This is a genomic window from Roseivirga sp. E12 (assembly GCF_017592825.1).
Taxonomy (GTDB): Bacteria; Bacteroidota; Bacteroidia; order Cytophagales; family Cyclobacteriaceae; genus Roseivirga.
Genome location: NZ_JAGFMD010000001.1, coordinates 1673956 through 1697224 on the forward strand (window position 1 = coordinate 1673956; position 23269 = coordinate 1697224).

Sequence of the window (23269 nt, forward strand, 5' to 3'; positions counted from 1 at the left end):
TCAAAGATGTCTATGTTAATAGACTCTTAATTTTCAATCAGGATATGAAAAAAAGAGAATTATCATTCAAAACAATCGGTCTCGAAATGTTCTCAATTGTTTTTGCTGTATTACTTGCCCTTACATTGGATTCTTGGCAGGAGCAACAGAAAGAACAAAAAAAGGTAGATAAGGCGCTCTCAGATATCGCAATTGAAGTAAACTCATTCAGTTCTATGTTAGAAGGCGGACTAATTTATAATCAGACGGCCTTTGACTCCTTAAACCATGCGGTAGAAATGTATAAAAAAGGCGAAGTCGCTAATTTTAATTTTGGTATAGGGCGCCCTGAAATCAAGTCCCTGGCTTGGCAGTCGAGTAAGGAAAGCGGTATTACAGCAAAGTTTGACAGAAACCTCTTTTTGGACATTGCTGAAGTCTATATCGAATACGATCGACTGATGAGTGTCTTCGACCTGCACACCGAGTTTATGCTCAATGCAGACCCGGACATGACAGAATATACACGAGCTAGGTATACCATAAACCATCTACGTACTGTTCTTTTCAGAATACAAGACCTCAAGCGAAAATCAACTGAGTTTCAAGAAAAACATAGAGGTGAATCATTTATGAACTGACCGTTTCTCCGAGCAATAAAAAACCCCGACAAGTCGGGGTTTCATTCTATTAACGTCTGGCTTAGATTATCCGATTTCAACAAGCTCAATGTCAAAAATCAAATCCTTTCCTGCCAGGTCATGATTAGCATCAATCACAACTACATCTTCTCTAACTTCTTTTACTTTAACTGGTACCTGCTGACCGTTTGGTTGGCTCATTGCCAACTGCTGTCCAACTTCAGGGTTTAGATCAGGCGGTAGATTGGTTTTAGGGATATCAATGATCATATCTTCCCTTGCCTCACCATATGCCTCAGCAGCTGGGATTTCAGCCGTTACTTTGGCTCCTACGGCCATTCCATCAACAGCAGCATCAAATCCTTTGATCATCATACCTGCGCCTACTTCAAACTCCAATGGAGCTCTTCCTTCTGATGAATCAAAAATGGTTCCATCAGTTAATTTTCCTGTGTAGTGAACCTTTACCTGGTCCCCTTTCTTTGCTACTTGCATATTATTTCTCTTAATGAATGCTATTTAAAGGTGGGCAAAGGTATGGGTTTAAAAGAGAAACAAAAAAGTTCAATTTGAAGGAGTTCATTACCTTTGCAGCATGTTCGATCAGGCCCAATTTGTTATTAGTAATACTGACTATCGTAAATGCCCAAAACCCGATAAACCGGAGTTTGCATTTATTGGCCGATCGAATGTTGGTAAGTCATCACTCATTAATATGATGACAGCCCGGAAAAGCCTGGCTAAAACTTCGGGAAGGCCGGGAAAAACTCAGTTGATTAATCATTTTTTGATTGACGAGAGCTGGTACCTAGTAGACTTACCAGGCTACGGCTATGCCAAAACAAGTAAGAAGAATCGAGCTGCCTGGACAGAAATGATTCAAGACTATCTCCTCAACCGTGAAAGCCTTCAAATTGTATTCGTGCTGATCGACTCGCGACTCGATCCACAGAAGATAGATCTCGAATTCATTCAATGGCTTGGAGAAAGCGGTATTCCTTTGGCACTCGTTTTCACCAAAGCAGACAAGCAGTCCATCAATAAGGGCCAACAGTCTATAGCCAAGTTTAAAAGAGTACTTAAGCAGACTTGGGAACACCTTCCCATGATTTTCTTAACATCATCTGAAACTGGCCTGGGGAAAGCCGAGTTATCCGAGTACATAGAACATATACTCGAAAGTTGAGTTTTTCTTTGATTTAGGCATCAGCTTAGATTTAATTTGAAGCATTATTGAACAAGAGCATTTATGAAGTTTGAAGAAATAGCCTCCGTATCAGGTAAAGGCGGATTATTTAGAGTTTTAAAACCTACCAAAAACGGTGTCATTCTGGAATCGCTTGACAGTAAAAAGGCCAAACTCGTGGTTGGTGCTGATGCTCAGGTATCGATACTTAGCGAAATTTCCATTTATACACATACCACAGAAGGTGCAACGCCACTTAATGAGGTAATGCAAAAAATCCATTCCGAGTTTGATGGTGACACCGGATTAGATAAAAACTCTGATGGCGATGAGTTGAAGTCTTTTCTAAAGCATGTGCTCCCAGACTATGACGAGGATAGGGTTTATGTTTCTGATATCAAAAAACTAGTCACCTGGTACAACCTCCTATCTAAAATTGCTCCTGGATCATTTCAGGAAACTGCTACAACTGAAGAAGAGGCAACAGAGGAGTAACCCTTTTGTATTGAAATGAGCCAGCAAAGTGACTTAATAAGCAGTCTTAGGCTATTTGAGAAAGACTTTCAGCTGGATAAGTCTTACCTCAACCTTGAGGAACAACAAGGCATTGCTTATAATCAAGCATTCCTAATGATAATGAGGGTTGTTGAGGATCTCATGACAAAGGACTTTAATCGACTGATTAATGTCCTTTATCGCATAGATGTTTCTGAAGATAGGCTCAAGGAAGCTCTTGCCTTGTCTAATGACAATCCGGCATCGGTTATCACAAAAATGATCCTAGACAGGCAACTCCAAAAAGTTGAAACCCGAAAGAAGTATTCTTCTTAAAGTGTAGAGGCCTCTTTTACCATTTCCTTACTTCCAACAAAGAAGGGTACTCTTTGATGAAGTGAAGTTGGTTGAATTTCCATGATGCGTTTAGAACCATCGGTAGCTTTACCACCCGCTTCTTCCGCAATGAATGCTAATGCATTGCATTCATACATCAATCGGAGTTTACCATTCGGAGCTTTCTCGGTAGATGGATAAATATAAATCCCACCCTTCAGTACGTTTCTATGAAAATCCGCCACCAGAGAACCGATATAACGGGCAGAATACCCTCGTTCCTTGCAAGATGCGATGTAATCTTTTACCTCCTTAGGGAAAGATGCTGACGCGCCTTCGTTCACCGAATAAATAGAGCCAGATTTAGGGATTTTCATATCCTGATGTGATAGAATGTACTCTCCAAGAGAAGGCTCATAAGTAAACCCGTTCACTCCCTTACCAGTGGTATATACGAACATGGTTGAAGATCCGTAAAGGATATATCCTGCTGCTACCTGTTCTTTTCCAGGCTGCAATACATCTTCCTTAATGACTGGGCTCCCCATCGGAGAAACTCTTCGGTAGATAGAAAAGATAGTCCCCACAGAAACATTCACATCAATGTTCGAAGAACCATCCAAAGGATCGATCGCTACAATGTACTTTGCCCTCGGGTTATTCAGGTCAATAACATCTTCAACTTCTTCAGAAATAATCGCTGCTACTTCTCCACCCTTCTTCAATGCACGTGTAAAACGAATATCGGCAGCAACATCTAGATTTTGTTGTGCCTCTCCTTGAACATTTTCGGCTCCATAGGCACCTGTAATATCGGCTAGTCCTGCCCTGTTGATCTCTCTATTCACAACCTTCCCTGCATAGGCTAAGTCCCTGATTAGCTGAGATAACTCTCCACTCGCAAATGGAAAGCCCTCTTGGTTTCGCATAATAAATCGATCGAGGTTGGAGCCAACCGGCAACGCAATTCTCGAATTCTCCGCCTTTCCCATAGGTACGTGATAATTTTTTTATCGGAATTCGTTAATAACTTGCAGCGAAATTAGTAAAATTTATACACGTCCCTTGAAAGTATTTAAGTTTGGTGGCGCATCTGTAAAAGATGCAGGTTCTGTCAGAAATATGTGTGAGATCATAAAGACTCACCGAGCTGACGAATTGATCGTTGTTGTCTCTGCAATGGGCAAAATGACCAATGCCCTTGAACAACTTCTGAGCCTCACTATGGAGGAAAAAGAAGTGAGTACAGAACTCTCCGAGATAAAAGATTTTCATCAAACCATTATCAATGACCTTGGCATTTCATCTGACGAAGTTTTAAAGAAAGACCTCACCGATGTTTTTGAACAGTTGGAAAATGGATTAAATGAATTCAGTTCTAGCATGGGGTATGATTATATGTACGATCAGACCGTTTCTTTGGGAGAGATTCTTTCTACGAAGATCATTGCCGCATACTTAAATAGTCTTAGCATCGCTACAGCTTGGCTAGACGCAAGAAAAGTAGTTAAGACGGATGATCTGCACAGGCAAGCCAAGGTAGATTGGGGAGCATCTCAAGCTATGATTAAGGCGCAGGTAAATCGTTCGATCGAAGAGGGACTTGTTTTGACACAAGGATTTATTGGTAGCAACTCAGATTTCAAGAGCACAACCCTCGGCAGAGAAGGTAGTGACTTCAGTGCGGCTATCTTCGCTACTTCGGTAAGCGCAGAATCCGTTACCATCTGGAAAGATGTACCTGGAGTCTTAAATGCCGATCCAAAGAAATTTGAGAAAACCACCCTCTACGAAAAACTACCTTACAAAGAGGCCGCTGAGATGACATATTATGGTGCATCCGTCATTCACCCCAAAACAATTAAGCCGCTAGCGCAAAAGGGTATTCCGCTATATGTTCGTTCTTTTCAATCGCCAGAGGACCAAGGAACGACCATTGAAGAATCAATAATTCCGAACCTTGCACCTGCCATAATTCATAAGGACAAACAAACAGTTATTTCTTTTAAGATCAGTGACTTCTCATTCATCAATGAGCATCATATTCACTTAATCTTTGAACATATCAAAAGGCTGAATCTCACCATAAACCTGATGCAAAATTCAGCTATCTCGTTCACCATCTGCATGGATGACAACCCTAAAAAAAGGGAGCAACTGCGAACCGCCCTTATGGATGAGTTCTTGATCTACTACAATGAAGGGTTGGAAATGATTACCATCAAAAACTATAATCAGGAAGCCATCAACGAGCACATGAAGGATAAGCAGATCATTATTGAACAACGCTCAAGAAACAACTTCCAAATGGTCTTTAGGAAGTGATTGGGTGATTAGGGAAAAGCGTATTGAGTATTGCGTAATGAGTAACTCGATAAAGAAATTCTTAATTAGACATTCGAAGGAACTCCTAGAAAGGAACAATTCTTAATTCTTAATTCTTAATTCTTAATTCTTAATTCTTAATTCTAAGCTGTCAATTAGGCTATTCACTGACCGATCCAAAATATCGAAGACTTCTTGAAAGCCCTTTTCTCCTCCATAGTAAGGATCTGGCACATCACTCCCATTGCCAAGGTTGTCATAGTCTCTCATTTTCACCACCCTCGCTCTTGAATCTCTAGGCTTCAAACTTATGACATCCTCATAATTCGAATCATCCATTGGCAGGATGACATCAAAATTGTGAAAGTCATCAACTTCGAACTGCCTTGCTGAATGATTGTACAAAACGCCATTCTTTTTCGCATTGGCCATCGATCGTGAATCTGGTTGTTTCCCGATATGATAGGCCGCTGTACCGCACGAATCTATTTCATATCGATCAGACAATCCTCTTTCTTCAACGCGTTGTCTGAATATTCCTTCCGCCAATGGCGACCTGCAGATATTGCCCAAACAGACAAATAAGACTTTCACTTTGCTCATGGATCTCCTTTAGACTCTTAAATTAGCAATCGAAAACTAGAAACAATCGATTACATTTATTCATACCTATGGAATTTATAAAAGTTGATAAAGCCTACGCAAAGCATGTTGCACTGATTCAATTGAATAGGCCCAAAGAGTTGAATGCACTCAATCTTCAATTGATGGGTGAAATTCGTGACACCTTAAAAGATCTCGACCAGGACGATGAGGTCAGAGTCATAATCATCACTGGTAATGAAAGGGCATTTGCTGCTGGTGCGGACATTAAGCAGATGGCTGGCAAAGGCACTATTGATATGTGGAAAGTGGACCAATTCAGTACTTGGGACCAAATCAATAAAACCCGAAAACCAATCATCGCGGCAGTGTCAGGATTTGCGCTGGGTGGCGGTTGTGAGTTGGCTATGACATGTGATATGATTGTCGCTTCGGAAACAGCTCAATTTGGCCAACCTGAAATCAAGATTGGTGTGATGCCGGGTGCAGGTGGAACACAAAGACTTACCAAAGCGCTGGGCAAAGCGAAAGCTATGGAGTTGGTCTTGACCGGTAAATTTATCTCTGCCGAAGAAGCACTTGGCTATGGTCTGATCAACAAAATTGTACCCATAGAACTGTACCTCGAAGAGGCTACCAAGCTGGCCAAGGAAATAGCAAGTATGTCTCCTATCGCTGTACAAATGGCCAAGGAATCTGTGAAAAGATCCTATGAAGTTCACTTGGAAGAAGGGCTTCATTTTGAGCGTAAGAACTTCTACATGCTATTCTCTTCAAACGATCAGAAGGAAGGCATGAATGCCTTTGTAGAAAAGCGAAAACCAGACTTTAAAGGAAACTAAAAAAGGCCCCGAAATTCGGGGCCTTTTCATTTTATGATACTCTGTTTCTTATCTGATGCTAATTCCCACACCTGCAGTTAGCGTATTATACTCTTGAAGCGCATACTCTCCTGTAATGGTTAGGAAAAGCAATTTAATTCGCACACCGATATTTGTTCTAATCCCATTGTCCTTGTAGTTCAATTTGATTGGATCCGTAAATGTTGTGGACTCAGTGGTATAATTACCTAGCATACTGAAGTCAATGTCATAATTAGAATATCCCAGACCTGCAAAAGCAGTGAAGAATAGTATCTTCTTGGAAATAACACCCTGAACTGTCCAGGCACTCGCATTGAATTCAGCAGTCTGCCCTGCGTCTTCGTCTATATTCACGTAAGATTCCAAGTTTGTATATCCTAAGAAAACAGACAGATCGAAAGGCAGAAGTTTTTCTGCTGGTAGATACTGTTTTATATCATGCATGATACCAATACCAAAGAGCTTCATTCCACCATCTCCGTCAAAATCTTGCTCAGGAATATATCTTAACTTCACTTCCGTTCCCTTAAAAAGACCCAATCCGAGCTGGACCATAGGTACCGGAACCGCATTAAAGGGCACTATATCCTCGTCTATTCCTAGACCTGTAGGGGCAGAAATTCTGATCAACTCCTCACCATTATCATCCGTAAAGCGTAACTCTGGTAAGTCGTCTGCCCCCAAATTCGGGCCAAAAACAGTTGGTAACCTTCGAGTATCGGATGGGTTGGTCAGGCTCACATTAGTAAGTCCCGTTGGTAAAGTAAAGAACTGCCTGGTATCCGGCACTCTTGCAAGAGAGGCACTTACAGTGACATCGAAACCAAGAAATTTATGAGGTTTGGCAGTATTATACCAGCCACTATTCATTCCGAATCCAAAACCTTCAAATGCAGGTTGTAAATAACTCTCTAAAAGTAAGCTAGCATCATCGATACCAGCTTCAAGGAAAGTATCAAAATCTAGGCCTTGCGCCTTTGTCATGTTTGGTGAAATGGCCAAAAAACATGCAGCAAAAAGTATTAATAAAGTTTTTTTCATGTTGTCGATGTTTTGAGGATTAGTCTACCAGTTGAATTCTGGCAGTAACGTCAAACTTAAAAATGAAGTTGAAATCAACATCTTGGGTCTGAAGTGTTACATCCTCACCCACTAAGGTCATTCCAACTCGAAAAGACGTACCGTCCTTTAATGCTTGTTCAAGACTCGTGATCGCGGCTGCATTCACCGATCCAGGAGCGTTTTTATCATAAAGGAGAACATCAACAGGGTTATTCTGAACATTGTCAACTCTAATAGATAACAGCTGTTGTACACTTTGACCTTGAAGCTCAATTGTCATATCAATATCCAAATCAGCAGAACTCCCAGCAGGGAAATTATCAATGGTATATGTGATTTGATTAATAGTAAACTTCTCAGTATCATCCAAATACTCGTCAAACTCGTCAGAGCTGATGTCAATTTGGCCTGTATTAACATTAATTGGTGGTGTCTGAGGAACTAGCTGCCCTACCACCAGGGCTGGAACAGAAAGTCGCACGGCAATCGGATCAATCTCAATGTTTTTAGAAACATCTGATTGAACACCTGCATCACCACAGCCCCACAGGACCAGCGTTAAACAGGCAATTAGATAAAAAGTTTTGCGCATTGATTTGATGTTTAGTTTTTAGTGTCGTTGATATGTAAAATACTAAATCTAGCTTTTCACATACTAAAATATGAAAATTCTTAATGCCTTCTCCTCGGACCTACTCATAAGTAAGCACTTACGCGTATAATAGAGACTTATAACACATTTAGTAGACTACTATATATGCAGTTTCCTATTTTTGTGAGCAATGCTTGTATTCTACAACCTGGGAGTCAGGTGTTATTACTTCTTTATCAAATTAGCTTCGCTATTTAACAATAAGGCCCGCCTTTTTATAAGTGGTAGGAAAAACCTGTTATCTGAGCTCAAAAATGCTATCGGTGACAATCATAGTCCTATTACTTGGTTTCATGCAGCATCTCTTGGTGAATTTGAGCAAGGACTACCTGTAATGGAAGCCTATAAGGCTATGTCTCCTGCGAGCAAGATACTAGTGACTTTCTTCTCACCCTCAGGTTTTGAGGAAAGAAAGAACCATCCAACTGCCGATTTCACATTCTATTTGCCGATCGACACTCCTTCAAATGCCAAAGAATTCTTTGACATTGTCAAACCTATTAAAGTATTCTTCATCAAGTATGAATATTGGTTTCATTATCTAAATGAAGCGCATAGAAGAAGCATACCCTTGTATAGTGTTTCGGCATTGTTTACACCTAGCCACATATTCTTCAAAAGTCATGGGGCTTTTCACAGAAGGATGTTAGGGTTCTTCGACCATACCTTTGTCCAAAATGATTCTTCACTACAATTGCTTAAAAGCATTGGCATTGAGAAAGCCAGCATTTCGGGAGACTCTCGTTTCGATCGTGTGCTGAAAACCATTGCGAATCCACAGCAATATCAAAGTATCGAGCGTTTTAAAGGAGATGATTTATTAATGGTAATTGGTAGTGCATGGGCCTCTGACATGCAGGTGCTCAATGGGTTTATCAATAACTCTAAAGGTCTCAAGCTCATTATAGCACCCCACCTGATTGATGAGGGAAGTGTTCAAAAAATTTACTTAGGCTTAGAAAAGAGAGTTCATAGATATTCTGAAAGTGAACATATCCCTGACAATACAGAAGTACTTATTCTAGACACAATGGGCATGTTATCTTCGGTATATCAGTATGGTGAATTCGCTTATATTGGAGGAGCTTTCGGTGATGGATTACATAATATTTTGGAAGCCGTAGCTTTCGGACTTCCGGTAGTTTTCGGAAATGAGGGACTCGAGAAGTTTCCCGAGTCCATCACACTACAAGAACTTGGAGGGGCCTTTAGCGTGAGCACAGCAGCAGAATCGTCAGAAATACTAACTAAACTTAAGGGAGATAGTGCTTTCCGAGGGAATGCTTCATCCATTTGCAAGAAATTCATAGAGGACAATAGAGGTGCTACAGAACATATCATCGGTTACTTGAAAGCGCAAACGAAATGAAGGGACAGGTAATCAAATCTACAGGTAGTTGGTATGAGGTGAAGATTGAAACTGGCAAAGTCTTCCGTAGTAGATTGCGTGGTAAGTTTAAAATGGATGGCATCAAGATCAATAACCCCGTATCGGTTGGTGATTGGGTGGAAATTGAAGAAGAAGAAAAAGGGGATAAATCGGCAGTAATCACAAAACTTCATCCAAAGACCAATTACATTATTCGAAAATCTACCAGGAAAACTGGTTTCTCACATATTCTTGCCTCGAACGTAGACCAAGCCCTATTATTAGCGACAGTCACCTTTCCTAAAACGTCTTTGGGTTTTATCGACCGCTTTTTAGTGAGTGCCGAATCCTTTCGAATCCCCGCCTTGGTCGTCTTTAACAAAAAAGATTTACTTAATGAAGATGGTATAGCTTTTTGCAATGAATTGATAGAGATGTACGAAGGATTGGGCTACAAAGGCAGCCTGATTTCGGTTTTGGATGAAGAAGGAATAGAGGAATTGAAGGGCCTATTGAAAGACAAAACGACTCTGATCGCGGGTCACTCTGGTGTAGGCAAGTCTACCCTTTTGAATATTTTAGTACCCGGACAAGTACAAAAAACAGGAGAAGTATCCACCTATGCCAATAAGGGCACCCATACTACCACTTTTGCCGAAATGTTCGAGATGGATAGTTCCTCAAAGATTATTGATACCCCAGGCATTAAAGAGCTCGGCCTTGTTGACATGGAAGCCTCAGAAATCAGTCATTACTTTCCTGAGATGAGAGCCTACTTAGGTGAATGTAAATTCAATAACTGTCTCCATACCAATGAGCCTGGATGTCAGGTACTGGAAGCATTTGAGGAAGGCAAAATAGAAGCTTCAAGATATCACAGCTACCTGAGCATCTTGGAAGATTACGACAATCGCAGGTAACAAATCTGCCCCCTCTCTCAGGTTTTGTCACCCTTCAAGCCTATCCCTAACATACTCCACCTTGGTCTTACCATGGGGAGCTGATTTTCCATCAGGGCCAAGATTAACCATCACAATACGGTCAATACTCAGTATTTCTTCTCTTGTCAGCTTGTTTCTAACCTCACAACGCATGGTCATAGAGGTTTTTCCAAAGGCAACTGCCTCAATGCCAATTTCAATAATATCACCCTGCACTGGTGCATTGATGAAATTGATCTCTGACATGAACTTGGTGACGATCTTTCTGTTCTCCAGTTGAACAATGGTATAGAGGGCAGCTTCTTCATCAATCCATTCCAACAGTCGACCGCCAAAAAGACTACCGTTAGGATTAAGATCTTCGGGCTTCACCCATTTACGCGTGTGAAAGTTCATAGGCTAATTATTTAAGAATGACTTCATCATCCAGTTCTGTTTTTGTAATTCTTGAATATAACTGGTAAAGATGTCCAATGTACCTTCATCACCTGCTTTTCCCGCCTCTTCCAAAAGCTCTTCTAGATTTTCGATGAGTACCTTATTTGCATTGATTATAGCCTTTACCATGGCGCTTGCATCCATAATCTCTTCATGTGATTCTACATTAGCATTTGATAAGATATTCTTCAAAGAACCTTTGGGTATACCGTTCAAGGCCAAAATACGTTCCGCTACTTCGTCAATTTTTAAAGCGGCCTCATTGTATAGCTCCTCGAATTTCTCATGAAGAATAAAGAAAAATGGACCCTTCACATTCCAATGAAAGAGTCTTAGGTTTTGGTAGTGAACTTGATAGTTGATTAATAGTCTATTGAGTTTCTCAACGACCTGATTTTCTAATAAAGTTTCCATATCTAAGTTTTAAGTTTTCGTTTCAATTAACACTAGAATAACTTTATTTATAAAATATATGTTCCTAGATTTGATATAGATTTTATCTATATGACATTACAACAATTAGAATACATCGTTGCACTCGATACACACAGGCACTTCGTCAATGCCGCTGAAAGTTGCTTTGTTACACAGCCCACCCTCACACTTCAGATCAAGAAGCTCGAAACTGAAATGGGCATTCAGATATTTGACCGATCTAAGCATCCGATAGCCCCGACAAAAACCGGCATTCGGGTTATAGAAAGTGCTCGGCAAATCCTAAGAGAGGTGAATAGCCTAAAGTCTTTCATAAACATGGAAAAAGACGACTTAAGTGGCACTTTTAGAATTGGAGTCATTCCCACGGTCGCACCTTATCTGATGCCAAGATTCCTCAAACAGTTTATAGATGAAAACCCTAAGATCAACCTAGTCATAAGAGAAATTGAGTCTGAACAGATTATTGCCGACCTAAAGAACGACTTGCTGGACATTGGAATATTGGCCACCCCTCTGGATGAAAACGGCCTTCGTGAAATCCCTATGTACAATGAGCCCTTTCTGATCTATAGTGCCGAACAACACCCATTATTCATTCAGGAGCATATTCAACCTTCCGACCTGCCGGAAAAAGGGCTTTGGTTGTTAAATCAGGGACACTGCCTACGAAATCAAGTATTACGAGTTTGTAGTCAAAAGAAGAATGCTCAAAACAACAACTTAAGCTACGAAAGCGGGTCTATCGAAACACTAAAGAATTTGGTCAAGAATCACATGGGTTATACACTAGTCCCGGAACTATCGGTTATCGATACCCTGTCTACTGATGACAGAATTAAACGTTTTGATCAGCCCGAACCGAGCAGGGAGATCAGCATGGTAGTACATCAAAGCTTTAATAAAGAGGCGATACTAGAGCTAATTAAGCACGCTATACTGGTAAACACTCCATCTCATTTTCGAAAGGCAAAAACTTTCAATCGCATAAAATGGAGATAGACTAAGCTACCTCCATTCCGTTATCACAGAATTGATGAATCCCCTTGTTTAGAAATGCCGCAAGGCCCGGTTTAACGCTCTCATAATGAGCCTTGAAACGATCATCTTGTAGATACATTTCCGCAAGGCCTCGGTAACGTTCCTCTGACACCTCGTAAAACTTGTTCAAATGGTCAAAGTGAAGCTTTATCACCTTTTGGACATCGATATGGTCAACAGGCTTATGGATTAGATTAGCAAGCCAAAGATTTATTTCCTCGGCTTCCTGCTTGGTCTCTTTCCAAGCCTGCTTACTCATATTTCTGATTCTCTCTTCAACTTGAGGTGCCTCATCAGGCCACCTTTCAATAGTTTCTTTCTTAATTGATTCAACCTCCTCTGGCTGAAACCCTTCGTACATCTCTTTGTCTGTAATCATACCTTCTTTGTCTTTAAGTTCATTGATAGTTTTATCAATGGTAGTCATCAACTTCTTCAAGTGTACAGCTCTGTCCTTCAACACTTTTTTATGTGATCTAAGTGCAGTGATAAGGTCGAAATTTTCATTGTCGAGAATCTCTTTTATCTCCTCCAATCCATATCCTATAGTTTTATAAAACATGATTTGCTGAAGCCTGAAGAGTTCTTCTCTACGGTAAAAACGATACCCCTTATCTGATCTGGCGGCAGGTTTAAGCAAGCCGATATCATCATAATGATGCAAGGTTCGGATGCTCACTCCTGCCAAGACAGAAAGTTGTTTCACTGAATATTGCTGATAACCATTTTCCATTTCAAACAAAGAAAGTGGCTCACGTTACGTGAGAGTCAAGTAATTTTCAAATTATTCTTGATGTAATGTTTCAGCAGGGTTTTTCAAAGCTGCTCTGATACTGTGAAATGAAACCGTTGAAAGCGCAATGAACAAAGATGCCAAAGTGGCCAAAACAAAGACCATTAGGTTGATGCCGATAGCATACGCAAATGTTTCCAGCCATTGCCTCATTAAAAAGAAGGCAACCGGCCAGGCGATAAGATTAGCTACCAGAATCAGTTTCACAAATTCCTTTGACAAAAGACCTACAATGCTACTAGTAGACGCTCCGAGTACTTTGCGTACCCCGATCTCTTTGCTTCTCTGTGTTGCCAGAAATGCCGCCAAACCAAAAGCACCAAGACAAGCAATCACGATCGCCAACACGGAAAATGCTGTAAAGAGCCTGCCGCTTCTTTCTTCAGCATCATATAACTGACCAAATTCCTGATCGACAAAGGCCACGTCAAAAGGTCTTTGTTGTACAAAGTCATCCCATGAGCTCTCAACCCTCGCCAATGTGCTTGCCAGATTCTGCGTTGATACTTTAGCCAAAAAGATATTTGGTCGCCCAACACGAATATCAGAGGCAAACAAGGCGACTGGACCTATAGGCTGATGTAATGACTCAAAGTGAAAGTCCTTGACCACGCCTATGACTGTTGAAATTGGGCCATTGATTGGCTGTAATTGCTTCCCAATGGGATCTTGCCAGCCGAAGGTCCTCACTGCTGATTCATTGACGATAATCGCTGAGGAGTCGGACACGATAGCCGGGTCAAAAGCTCGACCTTCAACTACTTCAAAACCCATAGTCTCGATAAGGTCATAATCTCCTCGAATATTTGGCATTAAGTAACGATCGCTGGCATTACCTGTTACATCGGTGAATGTGCCACCGTTAATCTGTCTACCCGGGACCGTATTGGTTCCTGAAACTTCGAGTACCTGAGGGTTATCAAGGAGTATATTCTTGAACGTTTCGGCCTGTTCGCCTAATAAATCTGCCCTTTCTATTATTATCAGTTGGTCCTTGTCAAAGCCAAGTGGCTTATCATTTAAGAACTGAATCTGTTGATAGATTACCAAGGTGCCAATCACCAAAATGATCGAAATACCAAACTGAAAAACAACAAGACCATTTCTCAACCATGAGTTTTTAGCTCCGCTGCTCATTTTTCCTTTGAGTACTGCCACCGGCTTGAAAGCAGATAGAAAGAAAGCCGGATATAAGCCAGAGACTACCCCCAGAATGATTGAGAAAACAACCAGTCCCACAATGAATATTGGCTCCAGCAAGCCTTGAACATTCAGTGCTTTTCCTGAAATATCGTTGAAGTACGGAACCAGTAATATAGCCAGAATCATTGCCACAACAGTGGCAAAAAGACACATGAAAACTGACTCGGTCAAGAACTGAACTACCAATTGCTTTTTGAGCGCCCCAAGTACTTTACGCATTCCAACTTCGCGTGCTCGATTGGCCGCACGGGCAGTGGTTAGGTTGATGAAGTTGATGCAGGCTATCAGTAAGATGAAAAATGAAATGGCGGCAAAAAGATAAACTATGGTTTCATTGCCATTGGCCTCAAGTTCCCATTGGTGGTTAGACTTTAGGTGAATATCAGATACGGGTTGAAGAAAGTAGTTGTGATCGTTGCCTGCCGCCTCATACTGAGCCCAACTGATACCCAGAATATTTTGGATCTGCGGCTCCATGTAAGTTTTTATCACCTCTTCTATCTGACTTTCGACCAACGTAGGGCCAGTCCCTTTTTCAAGTTTAATGTAATTATGAGCATTGTAAGAACCCCAAAACTCATTGCGATAAAGACCTGGCATCGAGCTTAGCGAAAAGAGAAAGTCAAAGTGAAAATGAGTATTAGAAGGCATTGGTTTCACCACACCCCTAACAAGCATCTCACCTACATTTTGAATGGTGAGCTGCTTACCCAAAGGATCTTCGGTCCCAAAGTACTTAGTGGCCATGGCCTCTGTAATGATCAGGGAATTGGGTAAATCCAGCGCAGTTGTCTTGTCTCCTTCAATAAAGTCGACAGCAAAGAAAGCGAAGAAGGTAGAATCTACAGCAAGCACATTCCTTTCATCAAAAAACTTATCTCCTATTTGAAAGGTTAGTGTTCCGAACTGGTTGAAAATCCTAGTGGATGACTTAACGGTTGAAAGGTCCCTAACCAAAGTTCTTCCCATTGGCATGGGGCTTCGCGCATAGATGAACTGATTATCGGGGAATTTTCTATCCAGGGCGACTCGATAGGTGCTTTCTACATCTGGGTGGAAGTTATCATAGCTCAGCTCCTCCATGACATAAGTGAGGATTAACAAACAACAGCTAATACCGACAGCAAGCCCTGTGATATTAATAAATGCAAAAAACTTCTGTCTGGCTACATTTCTGAGCGCTACTTTGATATAATTCTTAATCATGACTTATCGATTTTCACAATTAAGATATCAATACCGTTTCAGTTAATTCTTGCGGATTATTCCATCGGTAATATTATTTCTATCCGATCAGCCTGAACTGGCCTATCATCTCAATTCGTCCCATCCCATGCAGCGAAATTTCACTTGTTATCTACTATACCAGTATGAAAGGAAAACTCTTGTTATCCATAATTGTGTTATCATCTCTTGTTTTCGCATGTAGCAAGGATGATCCTGGACCGATGGTTGACCCTAAACCATCCGATTTACGAATCTTGTTTATTGAAAATTCGGAAGGGGCTCCAATCTCAAGATTCCTTGGGGAACTCAAGTGCATTGATGCCGAAGGTAATAACCTCACCGAAGTGACAAGCAACAGCGCTCTATCGGCAGTCTTTGTCACTTCATCTGACGACTTTAGCAAAGCAACATTTCAGGCAATCATTGACAACCCATGTTCACCGATGGATATATTCTCCTTGGACACCCGTACACTATCCTATGAAAGAAAAACAAACTCTATTGGTCGTGCCCTGACTCATGGTTGCAAAGACCTAACAACCTATTCCGATCCATGGACGTCTCCTGACGGTTCTGCAATCGCAGTTGTCAAATCAGATCAGAACAGCAATGATATTGTAATTTTAGATAGAAATGGACAGGAAGAAATAAACCTATCATCAATCATCAATCTTGAAATAAAGTCCAACTACAAACCCAGATGGTCTCCTGACGGGACGAAAATCGCATTTTCGACTCGCCATTATACCAATGATGAAAAGACAGAGGCAATGTGGCGTATTTGTGTCATTAATAGAGATGGCACAAATCCAGTTTTTATAGGTTCTTTTAGTGCAGCTATTAATACACCGATTTGGTCTCCCGATGGCAGCAAGATAATCTATCATGTATTTCTCCAGGACCCCTCAGATTTGTTTAAGACAATACTCGACACAAGTATGATCATGAATAGTGATGGCACGAATAATCGGACACTAGCACCACAATTTGAATATGTCTTTATTGGAAATCAGTCTTGGTTTGAAGATAGCAAAAGAGTTTTATCAATTGTAACAACCGACCCTGACCTAGCAACTGAAATAGTCATAATCGATGCAGAAACTGGCCAGCATCAGCAGGTAACAGATGTGACCCCTCCACTGAAAACAGATATTAGTCTATCACCAGATGAAGAATGGATTCTATATGTGGGTTCAGAGTCGACTGCACAGGAGAATACCGAGAACGTATGGAAAATCAGAGTGGATGGATCTGAGAATACGAAGTTGACAGACATCAACTATGTGACAACAGCTACATGGGTTAAGTCATCTCAATAGATTGACTCAGACCAATATCATCAACCGTGGAATCATGTTCCTCACTTTAGGTGGACTACTCCTTCCAAAAGGAAATCTTTACCAAAGTCTCCTTCTCCAATCTATCTTCGGACATCTTTTCGATAAGAAAAGGGTTTCCTTGAAATCTGGTCATGTTGATAGTGATCAAATGACGCCCACGTTTGAGATCAGCTATATCAATCACTGTTTCTACACCTCTTTCTCCTTTATTATCATGACGGGTAAAGAAGTATTCAAGGTTCTCTAGTTTTTGGCCATCAATATAAACCTCATAGAGACTCCCCATGCATATAGCAGAAGACCTTACAAGTTTCTCGTACTTCTCATCGGTACCAAGTAAGTCTTCAATTGTAACAGTGGTATCTTGCACTGACTGCATACCAGCACTCATCGCAGCTGTGAATGAAGTACTTCTTTCAAGATTTCGGAAGTCCGGACATAGAAAGTCTAGCACTTCATTGCTTCGCGGGGAATACCGTATAAAAAGCTCAAGAAAGTCATTCTTTAGGTACTTTGATGGAATACTTGCAGTATATATAAAGCCACTTCTTCTTTCATCATCATAATGCCCTTTTTCAATGGTATACTCGTTTTCGCTCACCACCTCTGGGTAAAATGGATACGTCTCCCAGGAATCAATGCGCTCCGCAAGTAAGAGGGTTCCACCCAATACCAACGTTACTGTTATGATTTGTTTCTTAGAGTAATTAGTAATCAAGTGATAATAGATACTTCTATAAATGAATGACAAAGAAATAACACTGAAGAACCTATAGATTGGGTAGTAAAGGACTGAAAACCACTTTGACTTTTTGAAGGCACTAAATAAGATGGTATCCAAGAAGTAAATGACCGCACACACAGTCAATATAACCACCAAGATTAAGGACAAAACTGAAATCATCAATATGACTCCAGGGCTTCCTCCTAGAATATTTTGAAAGAAGGTTCCAACCCCCAGCAAGGAGAATAGGAATGCCGATACCAGCATTACTGAAATAATAGAAAATGCTAACAGGTAGGTATATGCAAAAATGACACTGGACACCTGATCCAGGTAAAAAATTAGGTCGTCAAGACTTCTTGTTTTCTCTGGTATCTTTTTTCGAAAGGGCCCTTTCAATTTAAGGGAGTCCAAGTCAATATTGTTGGAAACTGAACTCAGCCCCACAATACCAATCCAAAAACCTCTTAATAGTAGGTGTACTAATAAACTGACCAGAAAAAATTTCAATGCCAGTGGAATAGTATTGATAATAAAGCGTCCAGAGCCAACAAAAACAATATTCGAGGAAGAAGTTGGGATCAGTTTGTTAAACCGAAAAGAAGCACTGAATTCTTCGTATTGAGTAATACTGGTGGCCAACAAGAAAATTGAGAACCCTGTAATCAGTAGTTCAAGCTGCCAGCTTTCTAACTGCAAGTTGGAAACCCACCGCCTTAACTTACCCTCTTCATTGTCATCAGGTCTTCTTAATTGAGCCATAGTCTAAAGTTGAAGCATGAATTTAATAAAAATGACCGAAGCCAGACAACAATTAACAAGAAGGGCTTAAATCAAAAAATGCCGACTATAAGCCGGCATTCATAATGTGGTATTGTAGGTCTAGCAACAACCTCCTCCATCATAGAAGTAGGTACTACCTGAGACCCAAATATTATCATCATCCAGAGCCCCTAGATTATCCGCTGTTTTGTCACAAACGGCTAAAGGTTGATTAGGTAGCAACACATGACCTTGGTGATCGTCAAAGTATTCTTTATCACCTGTATAGATCGCTGTTCGTCCAGTAAAGACACATGGTCCATCTTCAGGCATAGGATCTTTAATTGCTGCTACTTCTACACTCTCGATAAATATTCTATTCGGTGTATCATAGTTTTTAGGATCAAGAATTCTGTAAGGGCGCTTGGCGCGAATCTCAATCGTTCCAAAGCCAACATCAGTGATCATCTTGATGTAGTCATCCAGAGGCAATGCACCACTAAGGCACAGGCCACGGAGTCTCTCATCGAACTTAAGTGAGTCTGGCATAGCCTGCTCTGCGATTGGATCAGACAGTACCAGTCTACCTCTTGGTTTAAGTACTCGGTACATCTCCTCTAGCGCTTTCTTCAAATCCTCCTCATGAAAAATATTGAAGAGACAGTTTTGCGCTGCCACATCAATACTTTCGTCTTCAATTGGAAGGTTCAAAGCATCCCCTTTTCTCACATCGATAAATGATGGATCGAACCACGAGTTCTGCGCAGCTGCCTCAGCCATGTTCTTCTCACAAGCTTCCAGCATTTCGTCAACCACATCCACTCCTATTACACCATTTTTTTGGCGACTGAAGTAAGAGAATTGAAGGAGTTCCATTCCACCACCAACACCGACATAAAGTACTTTGGGGTTGTTAATCAAATCCCTTGGATGTACGGTACTACCACACCCATAATTCATGTCGAGCATAATTTGAGGGATTTCCAATTCCGGAAATGCCCATACTGGAGTAGTCGTACAGCATAATCCCACATCTGGCGTTTCGGCTGCAGCTTTGTATATATCTTTTGTAGTCTCTAAATAAGTTTCCATAATTCCATTAATTCGTAGTCGTACCACCACAACTTGACCCAGCACCAGCAGTGCAGCCAAAACAATGTTGGTTGATAATAATTTCTCGATTCATTACCTTTTCGTAATCAAAATCACTCACGTGATTTGGAGCGCCATCGGTAAGTTTCAATTCAAGCATTTGGTTGAAGTCACAGTCATATAAATAACCGTCCCATCCCACAGACACCATACTTCGGCACATAACCCCTGCTACCGCCATTGGATTAAAGGCGTTAGTCAGTTCATTCATATAGTCTTCGTAATTCTCTGATCTAATCAGGTAGTCTAAGAAACGACTGACGGGTAGATTCGTGATCGCAAAAAGATCGTTAAACACAATGTCATAGCTATCCTTCAGCTTCCTTTCATACTCTTGTTGAAGTACAACCTGATCGTCAGGCAGGTAAGCCCCCGATGGGTTATAAACTAAATCAAGCTTGAGTCCTGTTCCTTCTTTTCCGTAGCCAACAGCATTTAACATCTGAAGGGCTTTTATGGACTTTTCAAAAACACCATCTCCCCTTTGTGCATCAGTTCGCCTAGCCGTAAAAGATGGCAAAGAAGAAACCACATTAACCCTGTGCTTTTTGAAGAACTCTGGAAGGTCATTGTACTTAGGGTTGGCTAGGATGATGGTAAGATTACAGCGCACAAGGACCTGCTTACCTAGCTTTGATAATTCTTCCACAAACCACCTGAACTCAGGGTTCATTTCCGGTGCCCCACCAGTCAAATCCACGACCTTGATATCGGGGTTTTTCAGTGCTTCCAAACATTGCTGCATAGTAGCTCTGGTCATGATCTCTTTACGATCTGGACCGGCATCGACATGACAATGCTTGCACACCTGGTTGCACATCTTCCCTACATTGATTTGAAAAACTTCAACACTTACCGGCTTAAGTATTTTCATACCAACCTCTGCAATCTTATCTCCAAAAGAGGGTATACCAATACTGGCATGATCGCTCAGCACTTTAATCTGCTCTTCTGGTGTAGATAACCAATGCTTGGTCTTCTTTAGGCTTTGAGTAGCAAGTGCCATATTACATTAATTTGTCTTCCATTTCATTCATCATCTGAACTCCGTGCACTAGAACAGCACCACCTTTGATAGCCGCAGCAACGTGCACCGCTTCCATCATTTGTTCTTCATCTGCTCCTTTTTTCATACATGAGTCTGTATATGCATCTATGCAATATGGGCACTGAACAGCATGGGAAACTGCTAATGCAATGAGCGCTTTCTCCCGAGCCGTTAATGCACCTGGCTTAAAAACGCTTCCGTACCAGTCGAAAAACTTGGTACCCATTTCTTCTTGTAATTCTGTAATCTTAGAGAACTTCTTCAGGTCCTCAGGTTTATAATAAGTCTTAGACATGCTAATTGCTTTAAGTATTGAAAATCAGTGCTAGTGGCTATTACTAGCGTGAATTGGTTACCGATCAAAAAGCAAATTGAGGGGGACCCCGGACAACTCTGACTGTAACAGCAAATGGGTTGAACCCCAGATAAGCTCGGATAGTCCCGGTTGTATGATAAAAGATATTCCGCAGAAATAACCGAACGCCTCTGTTCAGGGTCGATTTAAATCGGAGAAGGAAATTGACATCCTCATAAGTGTTGAGATCTAGTCTGGTCTTGAGGTCAATGACATTATTCAATAAACCACTCAACTGATGATGCACTGAATCAGAATGCCAGCGAATGCTCTCAAAATCAATGGCATGGGCCTCTGATAAATCAACTCCTAAAAGGTAAACTCCTCCACGATCATCACGGCCAAGAACACTATACCCTTTTTGCAGGGCCATACCAGCCTTTTGAATATCGCTCGCAGATAGTTCCGGGGCATCATTACCAATAACAATGACACTTTCGAATCCTTGCTGAGCAACTGTTTTTAGGGCATGAGTTAGTCTTTCACCGAAAGTGTCGCCCACTTGCTCATTTGAGTAAACCTCAATAAGCGGTAAACCAGAGTCTTTTACTGTTTGGAGCGTCTTATTGACGAAGAACTTATATAAAGAAGAAAACCCAGTTCTATTCAAGCCAAAAGACTTGGCTTTAAACTCATCTTTGAGAGTCCGCGAAAAGAATAATACTGCCGTTTTATTTGATGACATTCAATGGGAATTTAGAGCCTTAACCGCGCATTCTCAAAATTAATTTCACAAGAGGAGATTCAGATTCTCTAAATGTCAGCTAACAAACATCTATCTAGTGCAGAGCAGATAAAGAAAGGTTGTATTTATGCTAAACTGGAAACAGTGCGTCTCGACTGATTTCTGAAAACCGAAGGAGTAAGTCCTGCATAACTTGTAAAAAGTCGTGTAAATGAACTCACATCTTTGAACCCTACTTCTGTGCAAATCGTCTGGACTGAAAAGGACTTGTTTAACAATAACCATTTGGCTTTTTCAATCCTTAAGCCAGTAACAAATTTCTTTGGCGTAATACCAAAAGTATGTTTGAATGCTCTATGGAAATGGTAAGGTGATAGGCATGCGACCTTAGAAAGCTCATTGAGATTAACATCCTCAGAAAAGTGTGCCTGTATATAGTCTCGAGCTATTGACAGCCTCTTATACAACTCAACCTTTGTCGATCTTTTTACAATTTCCTGATCTTGAAAAACATTCAGAGAGGAGTTGGCACTGGCAAAGACAGATTCGAGCATACTGCTAAAGAGGTCGTAATCGTCAGTATCGTTAAAACGATTCATTTTATTACCCATAGCATCCTCAATAGCCACTCTTAGTTTGTCGGTTATTGGTAGTGTATGAAGTGGAAACTCGGGCAGAGGGTCGCTCAAATCATACAACCCAAAACCATCTAGAAGTCCAGCTTGAGTACGCATATGGTATGATACAAAATCCTTCACAAAGTTTTCGTTGAAGCAGAAAGCGAGCATCGTGGTATCTTCTCCATATTCAGAACTGACCGAATATTCGGTTTCGTGATTCATTACCAGAAACTGATCTGTATTTACTCGAAGTTGAGCATCATTGATATGATAGAGCTGAGTACCTTTCAATCCAAAGCGAATCGAAAACCTTGTTTTTTGATCCTCACCTAGGAGATCTTTCGAAGTGAAATGAGCATAACCGTTGTTAATTCCCTCGATTTGTCCGTGTTCGGCACGCCAGTAAATCTGTCCACCTTTTCTATGAATAGTGTGTTGACCTTTGTATGCTATCATTGAGTTGACCTTTAACCCAATCTAACGAGGGATGAATAAAGTCAATTCAAATTTTATGTAAGTGGTTACGGTATGAGTTGTTTCGCTACAGGTTTATCGTCACCTCATAGTTTCAAAGCAAGCACTTAACAAGATTGCTGGCGCGATCCTGAATCATCACGCCTGACCATAGAAAAGCCCGTGCTAAGCACTATTCTTTTTTCATGCACAAAATCTCGAAACAAGCACTTAACAGGATTGCTAACGCGATCCTGACTCCCCACTCCTGACCATACAAAAGCCCGTGCTGCGCACTGTTCTTTTTTCATGCACAAAATCTCGAAGCAAATACTTAACAGGATTGCTGACGCGATCCTAACTCATCACGCCTGACCATAGAAAAGCCCGTGCTGCGCACTGTTCTTTTTTCATGCACAAAATCTCGAAGCAAGCACTTAACAGGGTTGCTGACGCGATCCTGAATCATCACGCCTGACCATAGAAAAGCCCGTGCTAAGCACTATTCTTTTTTCATGCACAAAATCTCGAAGCAAGCACT

Annotated in this window: 25 protein-coding genes; 10 read left to right on the forward strand and 15 right to left on the reverse strand. The window is 41.0% G+C overall.

Features of this window, described 5'->3' with window-relative positions; translation table 11 throughout:
* Positions 1-44 precede the first annotated feature (44 nt).
* Positions 45-620, forward strand: a complete 576-nt coding sequence (locus J4E76_RS07440; protein ID WP_208502610.1) for a hypothetical protein — start codon at positions 45-47, stop codon at positions 618-620.
* Positions 621-686: 66 nt separating this feature from the next.
* Here the strand turns inward: J4E76_RS07440 and J4E76_RS07445 are convergent, their stop codons facing one another.
* A complete protein-coding gene (locus J4E76_RS07445; RefSeq protein WP_208502612.1) occupies positions 687-1115 on the reverse strand; it encodes a peptidylprolyl isomerase in 429 nt (142 codons plus the stop codon).
* A gap of 100 nt (positions 1116-1215) precedes the next feature.
* On the opposite strand from J4E76_RS07445, the gene yihA reads away from it, so the two are divergent.
* From yihA to J4E76_RS07460, 3 genes are all read left to right on the forward strand, one after another.
* A complete protein-coding gene (gene yihA / locus J4E76_RS07450) occupies positions 1216-1806 on the forward strand; it encodes a ribosome biogenesis GTP-binding protein YihA/YsxC (RefSeq protein WP_208502615.1) in 591 nt (196 codons plus the stop codon).
* 63 nt (positions 1807-1869) lie between these two features.
* A complete protein-coding gene (locus J4E76_RS07455; protein ID WP_208502617.1) occupies positions 1870-2301 on the forward strand; it encodes a DUF5606 domain-containing protein in 432 nt (143 codons plus the stop codon).
* A gap of 15 nt (positions 2302-2316) precedes the next feature.
* Positions 2317-2637 (forward strand): hypothetical protein, encoded by a 321-nt coding sequence (locus tag J4E76_RS07460; RefSeq protein WP_208502619.1) that lies wholly within the window; start codon positions 2317-2319, stop codon positions 2635-2637.
* Here the strand turns inward: J4E76_RS07460 and fbp are convergent.
* Positions 2634-3629, reverse strand: coding sequence for a class 1 fructose-bisphosphatase (gene fbp, locus J4E76_RS07465; protein ID WP_208502620.1), 996 nt, complete (start codon positions 3627-3629; stop codon positions 2634-2636). The two genes, J4E76_RS07460 and fbp, sit on opposite strands and share 4 nt — an antisense overlap.
* Before the next feature lie 73 nt (positions 3630-3702).
* Between fbp and J4E76_RS07470 the strand changes: the two genes are divergently transcribed.
* Complete coding sequence (locus J4E76_RS07470; RefSeq protein WP_208502622.1) at positions 3703-4962, forward strand: aspartate kinase; 1260 nt, start codon at positions 3703-3705, stop codon at positions 4960-4962.
* Positions 4963-5085: 123 nt separating this feature from the next.
* On the opposite strand, the gene J4E76_RS07475 is transcribed toward J4E76_RS07470, so the two are convergent.
* Positions 5086-5565 carry a low molecular weight protein-tyrosine-phosphatase gene (locus J4E76_RS07475; RefSeq protein WP_208502624.1) on the reverse strand — a complete coding sequence of 160 codons (480 nt, stop codon included), beginning with the start codon at positions 5563-5565 and terminating at the stop codon, positions 5086-5088.
* 68 nt (positions 5566-5633) lie between these two features.
* Here J4E76_RS07475 and J4E76_RS07480 point away from each other — a divergent pair, with 68 nt between their 5' ends.
* Complete coding sequence (locus J4E76_RS07480; RefSeq protein ID WP_208502626.1) at positions 5634-6407, forward strand: enoyl-CoA hydratase-related protein; 774 nt, start codon at positions 5634-5636, stop codon at positions 6405-6407.
* Positions 6408-6455: 48 nt separating this feature from the next.
* On the opposite strand, the gene J4E76_RS07485 is transcribed toward J4E76_RS07480, so the two are convergent.
* Complete coding sequence (locus tag J4E76_RS07485; protein ID WP_208502628.1) at positions 6456-7469, reverse strand: DUF6588 family protein; 1014 nt, start codon at positions 7467-7469, stop codon at positions 6456-6458.
* Positions 7470-7488: 19 nt separating this feature from the next.
* Positions 7489-8082: a hypothetical protein gene (locus J4E76_RS07490; protein ID WP_208502630.1), complete on the reverse strand. Its 594-nt coding sequence runs from the start codon at positions 8080-8082 to the stop codon at positions 7489-7491.
* Positions 8083-8272: 190 nt separating this feature from the next.
* Between J4E76_RS07490 and J4E76_RS07495 the strand changes: the two genes are divergently transcribed.
* Positions 8273-9511, forward strand: coding sequence for a 3-deoxy-D-manno-octulosonic acid transferase (locus J4E76_RS07495; protein WP_208502632.1), 1239 nt, complete (start codon positions 8273-8275; stop codon positions 9509-9511).
* The gene (rsgA, locus tag J4E76_RS07500; protein ID WP_208502634.1) at positions 9508-10431 is read left to right on the forward strand and encodes a ribosome small subunit-dependent GTPase A; all 924 of its coding nucleotides are present in this window, start codon (positions 9508-9510) and stop codon (positions 10429-10431) included. Before J4E76_RS07495 ends, rsgA begins: the two co-directional genes overlap by 4 nt.
* 27 nt (positions 10432-10458) lie before the next feature.
* On the opposite strand, the gene J4E76_RS07505 is transcribed toward rsgA, so the two are convergent.
* A complete protein-coding gene (locus tag J4E76_RS07505; protein ID WP_208502636.1) occupies positions 10459-10848 on the reverse strand; it encodes an acyl-CoA thioesterase in 390 nt (129 codons plus the stop codon).
* A gap of 3 nt (positions 10849-10851) precedes the next feature.
* Positions 10852-11304, reverse strand: coding sequence for a Dps family protein (locus J4E76_RS07510; protein WP_208502638.1), 453 nt, complete (start codon positions 11302-11304; stop codon positions 10852-10854).
* A gap of 90 nt (positions 11305-11394) precedes the next feature.
* On the opposite strand from J4E76_RS07510, the gene J4E76_RS07515 reads away from it, so the two are divergent.
* The gene (locus J4E76_RS07515) at positions 11395-12327 is read left to right on the forward strand and encodes a hydrogen peroxide-inducible genes activator (RefSeq protein WP_208502640.1); all 933 of its coding nucleotides are present in this window, start codon (positions 11395-11397) and stop codon (positions 12325-12327) included.
* 1 nt (position 12328) lies between these two features.
* Here the strand turns inward: J4E76_RS07515 and J4E76_RS07520 are convergent, their stop codons facing one another.
* Entirely contained in the window at positions 12329-13099 is a 771-nt protein-coding gene (locus J4E76_RS07520) for a MerR family transcriptional regulator (RefSeq protein WP_208502642.1), read from the reverse strand.
* A gap of 51 nt (positions 13100-13150) precedes the next feature.
* The gene (locus J4E76_RS07525) at positions 13151-15568 is read right to left on the reverse strand and encodes an ABC transporter permease (RefSeq protein WP_208502644.1); all 2418 of its coding nucleotides are present in this window, start codon (positions 15566-15568) and stop codon (positions 13151-13153) included.
* Between the two features lie 164 nt (positions 15569-15732).
* On the opposite strand from J4E76_RS07525, the gene J4E76_RS07530 reads away from it, so the two are divergent.
* Positions 15733-16908: a PD40 domain-containing protein gene (locus J4E76_RS07530; protein WP_208502646.1), complete on the forward strand. Its 1176-nt coding sequence runs from the start codon at positions 15733-15735 to the stop codon at positions 16906-16908.
* A gap of 55 nt (positions 16909-16963) precedes the next feature.
* Here the strand turns inward: J4E76_RS07530 and J4E76_RS07535 are convergent, their stop codons facing one another.
* The 6 genes from J4E76_RS07535 to J4E76_RS07560 form a co-directional block, all read right to left on the reverse strand.
* Positions 16964-18415 carry a hypothetical protein gene (locus tag J4E76_RS07535; RefSeq protein WP_208502648.1) on the reverse strand — a complete coding sequence of 484 codons (1452 nt, stop codon included), beginning with the start codon at positions 18413-18415 and terminating at the stop codon, positions 16964-16966.
* 120 nt (positions 18416-18535) lie between these two features.
* On the reverse strand, positions 18536-19567 hold the full coding sequence (gene arsM, locus J4E76_RS07540; RefSeq protein ID WP_236017294.1) for an arsenosugar biosynthesis arsenite methyltransferase ArsM: 1032 nt from the start codon (positions 19565-19567) through the stop codon (positions 18536-18538).
* Entirely contained in the window at positions 19515-20573 is a 1059-nt protein-coding gene (gene arsS, locus J4E76_RS07545; protein ID WP_208502652.1) for an arsenosugar biosynthesis radical SAM (seleno)protein ArsS, read from the reverse strand. The genes arsM and arsS overlap by 53 nt, the downstream gene beginning before the upstream one ends.
* Before the next feature lies 1 nt (position 20574).
* Complete coding sequence (locus tag J4E76_RS07550; RefSeq protein ID WP_208502654.1) at positions 20575-20910, reverse strand: arsenosugar biosynthesis-associated peroxidase-like protein; 336 nt, start codon at positions 20908-20910, stop codon at positions 20575-20577.
* Between the two features lie 64 nt (positions 20911-20974).
* Positions 20975-21655 (reverse strand): DUF2064 domain-containing protein, encoded by a 681-nt coding sequence (locus tag J4E76_RS07555; protein WP_208502656.1) that lies wholly within the window; start codon positions 21653-21655, stop codon positions 20975-20977.
* A 125-nt stretch (positions 21656-21780) separates the two neighbouring features.
* A complete protein-coding gene (locus tag J4E76_RS07560) occupies positions 21781-22731 on the reverse strand; it encodes an AraC family transcriptional regulator (protein ID WP_208502658.1) in 951 nt (316 codons plus the stop codon).
* Positions 22732-23269 lie beyond the last annotated feature (538 nt).